Annotated in this window: 11 protein-coding genes; 5 read left to right on the top strand and 6 right to left on the bottom strand. The window is 70.8% G+C overall.

Features of this window, described 5'->3' with window-relative positions:
* Positions 1–85 precede the first annotated feature (85 nt).
* From ACFY8U_RS27165 to ACFY8U_RS27155, 3 genes are read left to right on the top strand one after another with little or no spacing between them, the layout of a single operon-like run.
* Positions 86–1,831: a hypothetical protein gene (locus ACFY8U_RS27165; protein WP_389574688.1), complete on the top strand. Its 1,746-nt coding sequence runs from the start codon at positions 86–88 to the stop codon at positions 1,829–1,831.
* On the top strand, positions 1,828–3,162 hold the full coding sequence (locus ACFY8U_RS27160; protein WP_389574685.1) for a hypothetical protein: 1,335 nt from the start codon (positions 1,828–1,830) through the stop codon (positions 3,160–3,162). Before ACFY8U_RS27165 ends, ACFY8U_RS27160 begins: the two co-directional genes overlap by 4 nt.
* Positions 3,146–4,798 (top strand): nitrite/sulfite reductase, encoded by a 1,653-nt coding sequence (locus ACFY8U_RS27155; protein WP_389574682.1) that lies wholly within the window; start codon positions 3,146–3,148, stop codon positions 4,796–4,798. The genes ACFY8U_RS27160 and ACFY8U_RS27155 overlap by 17 nt, the downstream gene beginning before the upstream one ends.
* Before the next feature lie 283 nt (positions 4,799–5,081).
* Here ACFY8U_RS27155 and ACFY8U_RS27150 read toward each other — a convergent pair whose 3' ends face one another.
* The 6 genes from ACFY8U_RS27150 to ACFY8U_RS27125 all read right to left on the bottom strand — a co-directional run bounded on the left by ACFY8U_RS27150 (position 5,082) and on the right by ACFY8U_RS27125 (position 10,831).
* Entirely contained in the window at positions 5,082–5,975 is an 894-nt protein-coding gene (locus ACFY8U_RS27150) for an ABC transporter permease (RefSeq protein ID WP_389574680.1), read from the bottom strand.
* Entirely contained in the window at positions 5,962–6,759 is a 798-nt protein-coding gene (locus tag ACFY8U_RS27145; RefSeq protein WP_389574677.1) for an ABC transporter ATP-binding protein, read from the bottom strand. The genes ACFY8U_RS27150 and ACFY8U_RS27145 overlap by 14 nt, the downstream gene beginning before the upstream one ends.
* A 70-nt stretch (positions 6,760–6,829) precedes the next feature.
* The gene (locus tag ACFY8U_RS27140) at positions 6,830–7,921 is read right to left on the bottom strand and encodes an ABC transporter substrate-binding protein (RefSeq protein WP_389574674.1); all 1,092 of its coding nucleotides are present in this window, start codon (positions 7,919–7,921) and stop codon (positions 6,830–6,832) included.
* The gene (locus ACFY8U_RS27135; protein WP_389574671.1) at positions 7,918–9,231 is read right to left on the bottom strand and encodes a sulfate adenylyltransferase subunit 1; all 1,314 of its coding nucleotides are present in this window, start codon (positions 9,229–9,231) and stop codon (positions 7,918–7,920) included. Before ACFY8U_RS27135 ends, ACFY8U_RS27140 begins: the two co-directional genes overlap by 4 nt.
* 8 nt (positions 9,232–9,239) lie before the next feature.
* Positions 9,240–10,151, bottom strand: coding sequence for a sulfate adenylyltransferase subunit CysD (gene cysD / locus ACFY8U_RS27130; protein ID WP_361607861.1), 912 nt, complete (start codon positions 10,149–10,151; stop codon positions 9,240–9,242).
* Positions 10,148–10,831, bottom strand: a complete 684-nt coding sequence (locus tag ACFY8U_RS27125) for a phosphoadenylyl-sulfate reductase (protein WP_361443995.1) — start codon at positions 10,829–10,831, stop codon at positions 10,148–10,150. Before ACFY8U_RS27125 ends, cysD begins: the two co-directional genes overlap by 4 nt.
* Before the next feature lie 278 nt (positions 10,832–11,109).
* On the opposite strand from ACFY8U_RS27125, the gene ACFY8U_RS27120 reads away from it, so the two are divergent.
* Together ACFY8U_RS27120 and ACFY8U_RS27115 are read left to right on the top strand one after the other, a co-directional pair.
* A complete protein-coding gene (locus ACFY8U_RS27120) occupies positions 11,110–13,011 on the top strand; it encodes a 2-oxoacid:acceptor oxidoreductase subunit alpha (protein ID WP_389574666.1) in 1,902 nt (633 codons plus the stop codon).
* Complete coding sequence (locus ACFY8U_RS27115; RefSeq protein ID WP_389574663.1) at positions 13,004–14,056, top strand: 2-oxoacid:ferredoxin oxidoreductase subunit beta; 1,053 nt, start codon at positions 13,004–13,006, stop codon at positions 14,054–14,056. The genes ACFY8U_RS27120 and ACFY8U_RS27115 overlap by 8 nt, the downstream gene beginning before the upstream one ends.
* The last annotated feature ends 160 nt before the right edge of the window (positions 14,057–14,216 follow it).

The following is a 14,216-nucleotide window of genomic DNA, read 5'->3' as shown; positions in this document are numbered from 1 at the left end:
GTCAGTGGCACGTCAGCGAGTTCTGCGAAGGTACCGGCGCCCAGTTGGACCCAACAGACAGCTCCGTGAGAGGAGCGTTCGCGACGTGCGACGCATCAGTCTCCGACGGCCGGGCGGAACATCCCGCCTGGCCGCGTGCCTCACCGCGGTCGGCGTGGTCGCCGCCCTGCTGACGACCTCGGGAGGCGCCGCAGCGTCCCCCGAGCCCGAGCGGGTGACCACGAAGTTCACCGCCACCGACGGTGTGACCTACACGGCCACCAACCACATGCTCCCCGCAGCCCAGGGCCGCGGCCGGGAATGGCTCCTGACCTGGGCGGGCTCCGCCGACCCCGCCAAGCCGGACTTCCTCGCGGTGGTCGACGCGACCCGCAACTCGCCGACGTACGGCGAAGTGGTCAACACCGTCACCCTCGGCCCGAATGTCGCCAACGAGGCCCACCACATGCAGTACGTGTGGCACAAGGGCGACCGGCTCTTCGCCGGCGCGCTGCTCCAGGACACGGTCTTCGTCTTCGACACGAGCAAGCTGCCCGCCCTGAGCCTGGCCGGTGTCAACTCGACCGTCGACACGCCGTGCGGCACCGCTCCGGACGCTTTCCAGGTGCTCCGCGACGGCACCGCGTACGCCAGCTACCTCGGCGGACCGGACGTCCCCGGCCCCTGCACGTACACCAACGGCGAGGTCCGCGAGGGCAACGGCGCGGCCGGCTCGCCCGGCCAGATCGTGCGGATGGACAAGGACGGCAACACTCTCGCCGAGATCCCGGCCGCGCTGGCCGAGGGCGAGGACCCGAAGCAGTGCGGCAACGTGCCCGCGCTCAAGAAGGCCACCTGTGCCAACCCGCACGGGATCATGGTCAACGAAGAGAAGAACATCATGGTGGCGAGCGACTTCGTCGAGGCCCGCCACTTCCTGAGCCCGAAGCTGCCCGACCAGGCCAGCCTCGCGCGCCAGACGGTGCGTGTCTGGGACATCGAGAACCGCCAGAACCCGAAGCTGCTCTCCGTCAGCAAGATGCCCGACGGTCCGCGCGCCGGCCTGGAGAAGTCCGAGATGTGGCACGAGTCCCGGGTCGTCATGGAGCCGGCGCTCCCCAACAAGAAGAAGCACAAGGGAGCGTTCGCCTCCTCCATGCTCGGTGGCGCGATCTTCTACGCCCCCGACGTCACCGTGCCCGAGCCGAAGTGGCGCGAGGTCTTCGACGACACCACGGCGTACCGCGCCGCGGGCGCGCCGAAGGACGTCACGGGCGGTGGCGACGCCGGAAGCTGGCTGATGGTCAGCCCCGACGACCGCTACCTGTTCCACACGGTGATGGGCCAGTCGACCGCGTACGGCAAGCCGCTCGACAAGACCACCGGCATGCTCTACGTGCTCGACATCCAGAAGCTGCTGGCCGCGGGTGACAACCCCACGTGCAACATCGACAAGCTGAAGGAGGTCTACCAGGGCGGCCTGGAGCGCGACTGCCCGGCCGTCACCTCCGCCATGCCGATCCGTGACACCACGGACGGCGGGCCGCACTGGGGCGCGATGGACAACTTCGAGCAGACGTACGGCGGAAAGTTCCGTGAGACCAAGCAGATCCGCCGTCTCGCCACCTCGAACTACTTCATCGCCGGCTCCTTCAGCGGCGACGGCAACCACGAGGTCTGCATGTACGACCTCGACCGCAAGGGCAAGCTGAAGCAGGACCGGTCGTTCCGCGACGAGCGGAGCGGCAAGCCCTGCGTCGACTTCGACCGGACCTCCTGGCCGCACGGCGAGACCGGTCCGGCCCGTCCGCACGGCATCCTGTTCACCGTCAGTGACAGCGTCCTGAAGTGACCGGATCCATCGGTACCCAGGTGACCGCGGCCCTTACCCCGGGCCGCGGTCACCTGGCCGCGCTGGACGGGGCGGCGCCGGGGGAGACCCTGGTGCCGATCGCCGTCGCGTCCGTCATCGGCATCGTCGTGGTGCTGATCATGGCGCGGCGGAACCTGCTGCCCCGCAGATACCTCGGCGTCTCGTTCACCGTCTTCGCCGTGGCGCTCGGCCTCGTCGCGGTCGCCGCGCTCGGTTCGGGGGACACGGACAGGGGAAGCCTCGCCGCCGACGACACCCTCGCCGCGCAGGAGCGGACACCGCCGGGCACGCCCGTCCTGCGGACCCTCGCCCTGGGCGGGAAGCAGGTCGGCGTCCTCGTCGTCCCCGGACGGCCCGGTCCCAACCTGGTCGCCGTCGGAGCCGAGAACGCGCGGGCCGGCACCGCCGCCGCCACCCTGCGGCCGGGTGAACGGCGGCCGGGCAGCGCCCAGTCCTGGATTCCGGTGGACCTCCCCGAGGGCCGCAGCACCCTGCGGATCTCCGCGGGTGGCGCCGCCGGCGAGCTCGCCGTCGACACCGGCAGCGCCGCCCAGGCCCCGCTCGCCGCCCTGGCCACCGCCGACGGACCGGAGTGCGCGGAGGTCGCCCTCGGCGCCCTCGTGGCAGGCGAGCGGGCGCCGGTCACCGCCTGTCCGTCCGACCGGCTCGCGGAAAGGGACGCCGCCGCGCTGCGCGCCACCGTCCACTTCCTCGCCGCTCGCGGCACGCGCTCCGTGGGCCTCGTCTCCGACGACTCGGAACGCGGCAGGTCCGCGGCCGCCACGGTCCGTGCGGCCGCCGCCCGCGAGGGCATCCACGTCACCGCGCCCGGCCGCACCACGCAGCCCCTGATCGTCACCACCGGCTGGCCCGGCGCGACGGACGCGACCCTCGCGGTCGAGAGCGGCCGGACCGCCGCCCAGGGCGTCTTCCTCGCCCCCTGGCTCCTCGCCCGGTCCGTCATCACGCCCGGCGCCGGACAGTTGATCCCCCTGCGGTACACACCGAGACGGGCCGATGCCATGGAGTACGTCAAGGCGCTCACGGCCCGGATGCCCGGCGCCTACCCGACGGGCGGCGGTTACGAGGCCTGGCAGCGCGTACGGGAGGAGGAGCCCGAGCCGGCACCGCGGCTCTTCGCGGTCTCCGTCGCCTACGTACCCGGCGGCATGGTCTCCGCCGACGGCAAGGGCCAGAGCGCCGGGCACCACCACGGCGGTGGAGAGACGGCGGACTGGCTGCCCTCGGGAATGATCTCGCCGATCAGCGGCCCCCTGAAGGAGAGGACCAACGATGACCCGGGAGCGTAAACGCGACGAGGGCCAGTGGGCGCTCGGGTCGCGGGAGCCTCTGAACGACAACGAACGTTTCAAGGCGGTCGAGGATCCCCTGCTGGTGCGCGAGCGCATCGAGCGGACATACGCGCGCGAGGGCTTCGCCTCCATCCCCTCCGAGGACCTGCGCGGCCGGTTCCGCTGGTGGGGCCTCTACACCCAGCGGCGCCCCGGCATCGACGGCGGCCGCACCGCGACCCTGGCACCCGAGGAGCTCGAGGACGAGCACTTCATGCTGCGCGTACGGGTCGACGGCGGCGAACTCTCCGTGGCGCAGCTGCGGGAGATCGCCGCGCTGTCCACCGAGTTCGCACGGGACACCGCCGACATCACCGACCGGCAGAACATCCAGTTCCACTGGATCCGGATCGAGGACGTCCCCGAGATCTGGCGCCGCCTGGAGGCCGTCGGGCTCTCCACCACCGAGGCCTGCGGCGACTGCCCTCGCGTCGTACTGGGGAGCCCCGTCGCGGGGATCAGCCCCGACGAGGTCCTGGACGGCACGTCCGCGATCCGCGAGATCGTCGAACGGCACGTCGGAGACCCCTCGCTGTCCAACCTGCCCCGCAAGTTCAAGTCCGCGGTCAGCTGGCTGCCGGACGTGCCCTTCCAGATCCACGACATCGCCTTCCTCGGGGTCGAGCACCCCCTGCACGGACCCGGTTTCGACCTCTGGGTGGGCGGCGGACTCTCCACCTCCCCCCGGCTCGCCGAACGCCCCGGAGCGTGGGTGCCGCTCGCCGAGGTGCCCGAGGTCTGGGCGGCCGTCGCCGGACTCTTCCGCGACCACGGCTACCGGCGGCTGCGCAACCGGGCCCGGCTGAAGTACCTCATCGCCGACTGGGGCGTGGAGAGGTTCCGCGAGGTCCTGGAGACCGAGTACCTCGGCCGGCCGCTCGTCGACGGCCCCGAGCCGGTGCTTCCGGCGGCCCCGGTCGACCACGTCGGCGTCCACGAGCAGCGGGACGGGCGGTACTACGTCGGTGCCGCGCCCGTCGTCGGACGCGTGTCCGGCACCCGGCTGGCCCGGCTCGCCGACATCGTCGAGGCACACGGCTCCCACCGAATTCGCCTGACGCCCTATCAGAAGCTGCTGGTCCTGGACGTGGTGGACCCCGAGCCGCTCGTCCGCGACCTGGAGACGATCGACCTGATCGTCCGCCCCTCCCGGTGGCGCCGCTCCACGATGGCATGCACCGGCCTGGAGTACTGCAAGCTCGCCATCGTCGAGACGAAGGACCGGGCCGCCGAGCTCGTCGCCGAGCTCGAGCGACGGCTCGCGGGCCAGAGCACGGACATCACGGTCAACCTCAACGGCTGCCCCAACGCCTGCGCCCGCACCCAGGTCGCCGACATCGGGCTCAAGGGCCAGATCGTCGTCGGCCCCGACGGCACCCAGGTGGAGGGCTTCCAGGTCCACCTGGGCGGCGGCCTCTCCCTCGCCAAGGACGACGAAGCGGCCCTCGGCCACAAGCCCCGGGGCCTGAAGGTGACGGCGACCGACCTTCCCGACTTCGTCGAGAACCTCGCCCGCGGCTACCAGGACGGCCGTAAGGACGAGTCGGAGACCTTCGCCCAGTGGGCGGTCCGCACCCACACGGGCCAGGACTGACGCCACTCCCCGCCTCTCCCAGGTGCCCGCGGCCCACCCGCCCAGGTGGACCGCGGGCACCTTTGTCGTACGGGGGAGGAGAGCGCCGGCAGGCACCGTTGGCCCATGAGGGACGCCGAGACCCCCGTACTCCCTCTTCACGAGGCGGTACGGGGGTCTCGGCGTCCCACACAGGTGGGCCGGAGGCGGACGCGGGCCGCACGGTGCATCGAGTGCACCGCGGCTCCCGCGCCGTGTATGAGGCACCGAGCCCGCCTCCGGGCTCAAGGGCGGCCCCGGCCCGTCAGGTCAGGCCGCGGTTGCGGAGCACGCGGCGCTCCAGGGGGCTGAAGACCAGGAGGTCGATCAGCACGCCCACGGTCAGGATGAGCAGGATGCCGAGGAAGACGCCCGGCATGTCGATGTTCTCGCGGGAGTTCTCCAGGTAGCGGCCGAGGCCGATGCCCAGCTCCGGGGAGGACGCGATGAGTTCGGTCGCCATGAGGGAACGCCAGGAGAAGGCCCACCCCTGCTTGAGCCCCGCCGTGTAGCCCGGCAGGGACGCCGGCAACAGGATGTGGCGGGCGCCGCGCAGACCGGTGGCGCCGATGACACGCCCGGCGCGGAGATACAGCGGGGGCACCTGGTCGATGCCGGAGACGAGACCGATGGCGATCGACGGGACCGCGCCGAGCAGGATGACCGTGTACATGGCGCCGTCGGTGAGGCCGAACCAGATGACGGCCGCCGGTACCCACGCCACCGACGGCAGCGACTGGAGTCCGGACAGGACGGGCCGGACCGCCGCCCGGACCAGCGGCACCCGGGCGACGAGCAGCCCCAGCGGCGTACCGATGGCCACGGAGGCGAGGAAGCCGAGGAGACCGCGCTCCAGACTGGTCCAGACGATGTCGAACAGGGTGCCGCGCAGCCAGAGCGTGCGCAGACTCTCCCAGATCGCCGCGGGGCTCGGCAGCCGGTCCTCGGACACCAGACCGCTCATGTGCAGGGTCTGCCAGACCGTCAGGACGAGGACGATGCCGAGCAGCGGCGGCGCCACCGTCCTTCTCAGTTTCCGTCCGACGGAGTCCCGGCGTTCGGGCTTGGTCTCCAGGGAGTCCAGGCCCGCCTCCAGCCGGGCGAGATCGGCGTCGGCGCGCCCCTTGGCCTCCGCCGCGCGGGCCTCAGTCTCGGGCATGACGCCGGATCTCCTCGCGCAGCTGGTCGGTGATCTCCACGGACAGCGTGGCCACGTCCGGGTCTTCGGGGCGGCGCGGCTGCGGGAGGTCGATCTTCCATTCGTGGGCCACCCGGCCGGGCCGGCAGGACATCAGCAGGATGCGCTGCGCGAGCCGGACCGCCTCGCGGACGTTGTGGGTGACGAAGACGACGGAGACCCCTGTGGTCTCCCAGATCCGGGTCAGCTCCTCGTGCAGGACGTCGCGGGTGATGGCGTCGAGCGCGGCGAACGGCTCGTCCATCAGCAGGACCTGGGAGTCCTGCGCCAGGGCGCGGGCCAGCGCGACGCGCTGCCGCATACCGCCGGACAGCTCGTGGGGCCGCTTGCCGTACGCGTCCTGGAGCCGTACCAGGCTGAGGAGTTCCTCGGCCCGGTTCCGGCGTTCGGTCTTGGGGACACCGCGCAGTCTGAGGACGAGTTCGATGTTCCGGCCGGCCGTCAGCCACGGGAAGAGGGCGTGCTCCTGGAACATCAGCGCGGGCCGTCCGGAGGGCACCTCGATCTCTCCCGAGGACGGCTCGTCGAGACCCGCGATCACGTTGAGCAGGGTGGACTTGCCGCACCCGGAGGACCCGAGCAGACAGACGAACTCGCCCGGCAGGACGTCGATGTTGATGTCCTGAAGCACCGTCTGCACGCCCTCGGCACGGCGGAACGTCTTGTGGACCCCCGCCACGCGCACAGCGGGCACACGGGGCGCGAGGGAGGCCGCACCGGGCACGGCGGCCTGTTCCGTGGTCATTGTCGGATGCACTCGAGTCAACTCCTGGGTGCAGTGCAGGACGGGCGGACGGCGGCGATGGCGCCGTCCCTCATGGCGTACCGAGCCCGGCGTCGCCGACCGGGGGCCGGCCCGCGGCCTTGCGGACCCTGTTCAGGGGGCCGAGGTCGTAGATGCCGCGCAGCACGGGACGGTCGAGGAGGCCCGCCTCGGTGGCGTGGGCGGCCTGGGTGCCGAGCGTGGCGGCCAGCGGGTCGTCGGTGAACGTGAGGGAGGGCCAGGCCGACTCGATGATCTCGGCGGGCAGCGGCTTCCCCGTCAGTTCGCGCAGGGCCTCGTTGACGGACCGTCTGGCCTTCCCGGGCTCCGCGGCGATCCACGCGTTGGCGGCCGTCGCTCCCTCGATGACCGCCTCGACGACGTCCGAGTGCTGGTCGAGGAAGCGCTGCGACACGATGAGGTGGGTGGTCACGAACCGGCGGTCGGGCCAGAGCCGCGCCTCGTCGACCAGGACGCGCGCTCCCTGGGCGACCAGCAGCGAGGCGGTCGGCTCGGGCACCCACGCGCCGTCGATGGAACCGGACTTGTAGGCGTTGGGCGTCATCTTGGTGTCGGTACGGATGACGGACACATCGCCGCGCCCCGACATCGGGTCCACCTGCCAGCCCTGCTCACCGATCCAGTGCAGCAGGGCCACGTCCTGGGTGTTGCCGAGCTGGGGGCTCGCGATCCGCTTGCCCTTCACATCGGCCGCCGTACGGATCTTCTTCGGGTCCACGACCAGTTTGACGCCGCCCGACGCGGCCCCCGCGACGATGCGCAGGCCCTTGCCGCCGAGCTTGGTGTAGCCGTTGATCGCCGGTGACGGGCCGACCCACGCGAGGTCGATCGAACCGGCGTTGAGCGCCTCGATCGCGGTGGGCCCGGCGCTGAAGGTCGCCGTCGACAGCTTCGTGCCGCCGAGTTCCTTCTGGATCAGGCCCTCACGCACGCCGACCAGGGCGGTGGCGTGCGTGAGGTTGGGGAAGTAGCCGATCCGCACCTCCGAGGCGGAGAGCGAGGCGCCCGTCGGCACCACCTTCGCGGTGGTGCCGACGCGCTGCGAACCGTAGCCGCACGCGCTGAGCGTGGCGCACAGCGCGAGCCCCGCGAGGACGGCGCCGAACCGCCGGACCTGCCTCATGTGCCGGACTCCCAGGGGGCCCGGGTGACGAACGAGTCGCCCGCCATGCCCGCCGTCAGCGTGGTGCCGTCGGCCGGATCGATCAGCAGAAACGATCCGGTGCGGCGGGAGACCGCGTACGGGTCGAGGGCGAGCGGAGCGGCCGTACGGATCCGGACGCGGCCGATGTCGTTGGCCGTCAGCCGCTCCGGGGAGCCGTGCTGGGACAGCGGATCGAGCGTCACCCGGCTGACGAGTTCCGTCACGACCGCCTGCACGGTACGGGTGGTGTGCTTGAGCAGCACCCGCCGGCCGGGGACGAGCGGCCGGTCGGCGAGGTGGCAGACCGTGGCCTCGATGTCCTGCGAGGGCGTGGGGGCCTGGTCGGAGGGGACCAACAGGTCCCCGCGCGACATGTCGACATCGTCCGCGAGCAGCACGGTCACGGACTGCGGCGCGCGGGCCGTCCGCACCGGCTGCCCCAGCAGATCGATGGCGCTGATCACCGACGTACGGCCGGAGGGCAGCGTCGTGACCTCCTGGCCGACGTGCAGCGAGCCGGACGAGATCATGCCCGCGTAACCGCGGTAGTCGGGATCCTCGGCGGTCTGCGGCCGGATGACGTACTGCACGGGCAGACGGGCGGGCGCCCCGGCGGGCTCCGAGCTCACCTGCACGGTCTCCAGGTGCTCCAGGACCGTCGGCCCGCCGTACCAGTCCATGCTCGCCGACGGGCCGACCACGTTGTCGCCGTTGAGCGCCGACACCGGGATCGCCGTCACCTCGGGGACGCCGAGCCCCCTGGCGTACGCGATGAAGTCGTCCGCGATGCCCGCGAAGACGGACTCGGCGTGGCCCACCAGGTCCATCTTGTTCACGGCAAGGACCACGTGCGGCACGCGCAGCAGCGCTGCCACCGCCGCGTGCCGGCGGGTCTGCTCCACGACCCCCTGCCGCGCGTCCACCAGGATGATCACCAGCTCGGCGGTGGAGGCCCCGGTGACCATGTTCCGGGTGTACTGCACGTGCCCGGGGGTGTCGGCCAGGATGAAGCTGCGGTTCCCCGTGGTGAAGTACCGGTAGGCCACGTCGATGGTGATGCCCTGCTCACGTTCGGCCCGCAGGCCGTCCGTGAGCAGCGCCAGGTCCGGCGTCTCCTGGCCCCGGGCCAGGGACGCCCGCTCCACGGCCTCCAGCTGGTCGGCGAGCAGCGACTTCGAGTCGTGCAGCATCCTGCCGACCAGCGTGGACTTGCCGTCGTCGACGGAACCGGCCGTGGCGAAACGCAGCAGCGTGGAGTGGGGCTCGGTTCCGCTCGGCCTCGTCGGCATGATCGGCATCAGAAGTACCCCTCGCGCTTGCGGTCTTCCATGGCGGCCTCCGACATGCGGTCGTCGGCCCGGGTGGCGCCCCGCTCGGTCAGCCGGGAGGCGGAGATCTCCTCGATGACGGCCTCGGGGTCGGCGGCGGACGAGTCGACGGCGCCGGTGCAGGACATGTCGCCGACGGTGCGGTAGCGCACCGTGCGGATCTCCAGCGGCTCGCCGTCCTTCGGACCGCCCCAGTCGCCCGGGGTCAGCCACATGTTGTCCCGCAGGAAGACCTCGCGCCGATGCGCGTAGTAGATCGACGGCACCTCGATGTCGTGGCGGGCGATGTACTGCCACACGTCCAGCTCGGTCCAGTTGGAGAGCGGGAAGACCCGCACGTGCTCGCCGGCGGCGTGCCGGCCGTTGTACAGCTGCCACAGCTCGGGACGCTGTCGGCGAGGGTCCCAGCCGCCGAACTCGTCGCGCAGACTGAACACCCGCTCCTTGGCGCGGGCCTTCTCCTCGTCCCGGCGCCCGCCGCCGAACACCGCGTCGTAGCGGTGCGTGCGTATGGCCTCGACGAGCGGCACGGTCTGCAGCGGGTTGCGCGTGCCGTCCGGCCGCTCGCGCAGTTCCCCGCTGTCGATGAGTTCCTGTACGGACGCCACGTGCAGGCGCAGCCCGTACCGGGCGACGGTGCGGTCGCGGTAGTCGAGCACCTCGGGGAAGTTGTGCCCCGTGTCGACGTGCAGGAGCGAGAACGGCACCGAAGCGGGGGCGAAGGCCTTCAGCGCCAGATGGAGCATGACGATGGAGTCCTTGCCGCCCGAGAAGAGGATGACGGGGCGCTCGAACTCGCCGGCCACCTCCCGGAAGATGTGCACCGCCTCGGATTCGAGCGCCTCCAGATGCCGCAGCGGTATGTCTGTCTCGGTCGTCATGTGTGGATCCCGCATTCCGTCTTGGCGCTCCCCGCCCACCGGCCCGCCCGGGCGTCTTCGCCCGGAAGCAGGCGCCGGGTGCAGGGGGCGCAGCCCACTGAGCCGTAGCCGTCCGAGAGCAACGGGTTGACCAGCACCCCGTGCTCGGCGATGTACGTGTCCACGTCCTCGCGCGACCACCGTGCGATCGGGGAGATCTTCACCTTGCCGCGCGCCTCGTCCCAGGCGACGACCGGTGTCTCGGCGCGCTCCGGCGAGTCGAACCGGCGCAGCCCCGTCACCCAGGCGCTGTACGGGGCGAGCCCCTCCTCCAGCGGCTCCGTCTTGCGCAGCCGGCAGCACAGGTCGGGGTCACGGCGGTGCAGTTCGGGACCGTACTCCGCGTCCTGCTCGGCCACCGTCCGGCGGGGGAGCAGGGTGATCATCCTGACGCCGCCGACCGCCGCCACCGCGTCCCGCGTCCCGATGGTCTCGGGGAAGTGGTAGCCGGTGTCGAGGAACACGACGTCCACTCCGGGCAGTACGCGCGCGGCGAGATGGGCCACGACGGCGTCCTCCATCGAGGAGGTGACGCACATGCCGGAGCCGAAGGTGTCGGCGGCCCAGCGCAGGATGTCCAGCGCCGGGGCCTCTTCCAGCTCCCGCCCGGCCCGGGTGGCGAGTTCCTTGAGTTCGTTCATCCGAAGCCTCTCGATGTCTCTTCGCGTGAGCGCCGAGAAATGACAGGGAAAGAGCGCGTCGCACCCACCTGATTGCTGAACGGCAGGCGCAGGCTAACGGGGCCGCCGTACACGACGCTGACGAGGCGCTGACCCGGGAGCGGCACGGGTCTTGGCCCGGTGGGACGGGACGGGTGCGGTGTGGCGACGCTCAGGCGTCCGTCAGCGCACGGTAAGCGGCACCTGTCACGATCGGCCGCACAAGGCGCCGACGAGGGCATGGGATTGAGGGTGCGGAGATGAAGTCCGAGACAGGGACGAGCACGCGCACGCGTCCGGAGGAGCCGGGGAAAGAGGTCCGCCGGCTCGATCGGGTGATCATCCGGTTCGCGGGTGATTCCGGTGACGGTATGCAGCTCACGGGTGACAGGTTCACCTCGGAGACGGCGTCGTTCGGGAACGATCTGTCGACGCTGCCGAACTTTCCCGCCGAGATCCGGGCGCCCGCGGGCACGCTGCCGGGTGTCTCCTCGTTCCAGCTGCATTTCGCCGATCACGACATCCTGACGCCGGGCGATGCGCCGAACGTGCTGGTCGCGATGAACCCTGCCGCGCTGAAGGCGAACATCGGGGATGTGCCGCGTGGCGGCGAGGTCATCGTGAACACGGACGAGTTCGCGAAGCGGGCGATGGCGAAGGTCGGCTACGACACCTCGCCCCTCGAGGACGGCTCGCTGGACGGCTACCGGGTGCATCCGGTGCCGTTGACGACGCTGACGATCGAGGCGCTGAAGGATTTCGGCCTGTCGCGCAAGGAGGCCGAGCGTTCGAAGAACATGTTCGCGCTCGGGCTGCTGTCGTGGATGTATCACCGGCCGACGGAGGGTACCGAGAGCTTCCTGCGGCAGAAGTTCGCATCGAGGCCGCAGATCGCCGAGGCGAACGTGGCCGCGTTCCGGGCGGGCTGGAACTTCGGCGAGACGACGGAGGACTTCGCCGTCTCCTACGAGGTCGCCCCGGCAACCCAGGCTTTCCCCGCCGGCACGTACCGCAACATTTCCGGGAACCTGGCCCTGTCCTACGGTCTGATCGCCGCCTCCCGTCAGGCGGATCTGCCGCTCTATCTGGGTTCGTATCCGATCACTCCGGCGTCGGACATCCTGCACGATCTGTCGCGGCACAAGAATTTCGGTGTCCGTACCTTCCAGGCGGAGGACGAGATCGCCGGCATCGGCGCCGCCCTGGGGGCGGCGTTCGGCGGTTCGCTCGCGGTGACGACCACGTCCGGGCCGGGTGTGGCGCTGAAGTCGGAGACGATCGGTCTGGCGGTGTCGTTGGAGCTGCCGCTGCTGATCGTGGACATCCAGCGCGGCGGGCCGTCGACCGGTCTGCCGACCAAGACCGAGCAGGCCGATCTGCTGCAGGCGATGTACGGGCGTAACGGTGAGGCACCGGTGCCGGTGGTCGCGCCGCGGACGCCGGCGGACTGTTTCGACGCGGCGATCGAGGCGGCCCGGATCGCGCTCGCCTACCGCACCCCGGTCTTCCTGCTCTCCGACGGCTACCTCGCCAACGGCTCCGAACCCTGGCGGATCCCCGACATCGACGAACTGCCCGACCTGCGGGTCCAGTTCGCCACCGGCCCCAACCATCAGCTGGCCGACGGCACCGACGTGTTCTGGCCCTACAAACGCGACCCGCAGACCCTGGCCCGCCCCTGGGCCGTGCCCGGCACCCCGGGCCTGGAACACCGCATCGGCGGGATCGAGAAGCAGGACGGCACCGGGAACATCTCCTACGACCCGGCCAACCACGACCTCATGGTCCGCACCCGCCAGGCCAAGACCGACGGCATCACCGTCCCCGACCTCACCGTCGACGACCCCGACGGCGCGAAGACGCTGGTCCTCGGCTGGGGCTCCACATACGGGCCCATCACCGCCGCCGTGCGGCGGATCCGCCGGGAGCAGGGCGCGATCGCGCAGGCCCACCTGCGCCACCTCAACCCCTTCCCGAAGAACCTCGGCGAAATCCTGCACCGCTACGACAAGGTGATCATCCCCGAGATGAACCTCGGCCAGCTCGCCACCCTCATCCGCGCCAGATATCTCATCGACGCCCGCTCGCACACCCAGGTCAACGGCATGCCGTTCAAGGCCGAGCAGCTCGCTTCGGCGCTCAAGGAGGCCATCGATGAGTGAGACGCTCCTGAACCTCGTGCCCAAAGCCGAAGCCGCCCAGTCGATGAAGGACTTCAAGTCCGACCAGGAAGTGCGGTGGTGCCCCGGCTGCGGTGATTACGCCGTCCTCGCCGCCGTCCAGGGCTTCATGCCCGAACTCGGCCTCGCCCGCGAGAACATCGTCTTCGTCTCCGGCATCGGCTGCTCCTCCCGCTTCCCGTACTACATGAACACCTACGGGATGCACTCCATCCACGGCCGCGCCCCCGCCATCGCCACCGGCCTGGCCACCAGCCGCCGCGACCTGTCCGTCTGGGTCGTCACCGGCGACGGCGACGCCCTGTCCATCGGCGGCAACCACCTCATCCACGCCCTGCGCCGTAACGTCAACCTCAAGATCCTGCTCTTCAACAACCGGATCTACGGACTCACCAAGGGCCAGTACAGCCCCACCTCCGAGGTCGGCAAGATCACCAAATCGACCCCGATGGGCTCCCTCGACGCCCCCTTCAACCCCGTCTCCCTCGCCCTCGGCGCCGAAGCCTCCTTCGTCGCCCGCACCGTCGACTCCGACCGCAAACACCTCACCGAAGTCCTCCGCCAGGCCGCCGACCACCCCGGCACCGCCCTCGTGGAGATCTACCAGAACTGCAACATCTTCAACGACGGCGCCTTCGAAGCCCTCAAAGACCGGGACCAGGCACAAGAAGCCGTGATCCGGCTGGAGCACGGACAGCCGATCCGCTTCGGCACCGGCCAGGACAAGGGAGTCATCCGCGACCCGGCCACGGGCGATCTGAAAGTCGTCCAGGTGACCCCCGAGAACGAGAGCACGATCCTCGTCCACGACGCCCACGCGCCTTCGCCCACCACCGCGTTCGCGCTCTCGCGCCTCGCCGACCCCGACACCCTCCACCAGACCCCCATCGGCGTCTTCCGCTCCGTGAAACGCCCGGTCTACGACACACTCATGGCCGACCAACTCGACACGGCCATCGAACAGCACGGCAAGGGCGACCTCCGCCAACTGCTCACCGGCAATGACAGTTGGACCGTCATCGGCTGACCGAGAAACCCCGCGCACACACGAAGCCCGGCCCCGCACGAGCGGGGCCGGGCTTCGCCGTCCGGAGAGGGAAAGGGCGTGTCCATAGGGGGAGTTGGGTCGGGAGTGCAAGGGGGAGCGGGCGCGGGGTGACATGCCGTACCGCGTATAGCCTTCCAGT

The organism is Streptomyces sp. NPDC012508, from assembly GCF_042902595.1.
Lineage (GTDB): Bacteria > Actinomycetota > Actinomycetes > Streptomycetales > Streptomycetaceae > Streptomyces.
Note: the sequence above shows the minus strand (reverse complement) of the source record. Positions and strands in the feature narration are given on the sequence as shown.

Excerpts from the sequence above, each read along its gene's own strand:
- ACFY8U_RS27155 (WP_389574682.1), top strand. The coding sequence starts at position 3,146 with ATGACCCGGGAGCGTAAACGCGACGAGGGCCAGTGGGCGCTCGGGTCG.
- ACFY8U_RS27150 (WP_389574680.1), bottom strand. The coding sequence starts at position 5,975 with ATGCCCGAGACTGAGGCCCGCGCGGCGGAGGCCAAGGGGCGCGCCGAC.
- cysD (WP_361607861.1), bottom strand. The coding sequence starts at position 10,151 with ATGACGACCGAGACAGACATACCGCTGCGGCATCTGGAGGCGCTCGAA.
- ACFY8U_RS27135 (WP_389574671.1), bottom strand. The coding sequence starts at position 9,231 with ATGCCGACGAGGCCGAGCGGAACCGAGCCCCACTCCACGCTGCTGCGT.
- ACFY8U_RS27115 (WP_389574663.1), top strand. The coding sequence starts at position 13,004 with ATGAGTGAGACGCTCCTGAACCTCGTGCCCAAAGCCGAAGCCGCCCAG.
- ACFY8U_RS27145 (WP_389574677.1), bottom strand. The coding sequence starts at position 6,759 with ATGACCACGGAACAGGCCGCCGTGCCCGGTGCGGCCTCCCTCGCGCCC.
- ACFY8U_RS27140 (WP_389574674.1), bottom strand. The coding sequence starts at position 7,921 with ATGAGGCAGGTCCGGCGGTTCGGCGCCGTCCTCGCGGGGCTCGCGCTG.
- ACFY8U_RS27125 (WP_361443995.1), bottom strand. The coding sequence starts at position 10,831 with ATGAACGAACTCAAGGAACTCGCCACCCGGGCCGGGCGGGAGCTGGAA.
- ACFY8U_RS27120 (WP_389574666.1), top strand. The coding sequence starts at position 11,110 with ATGAAGTCCGAGACAGGGACGAGCACGCGCACGCGTCCGGAGGAGCCG.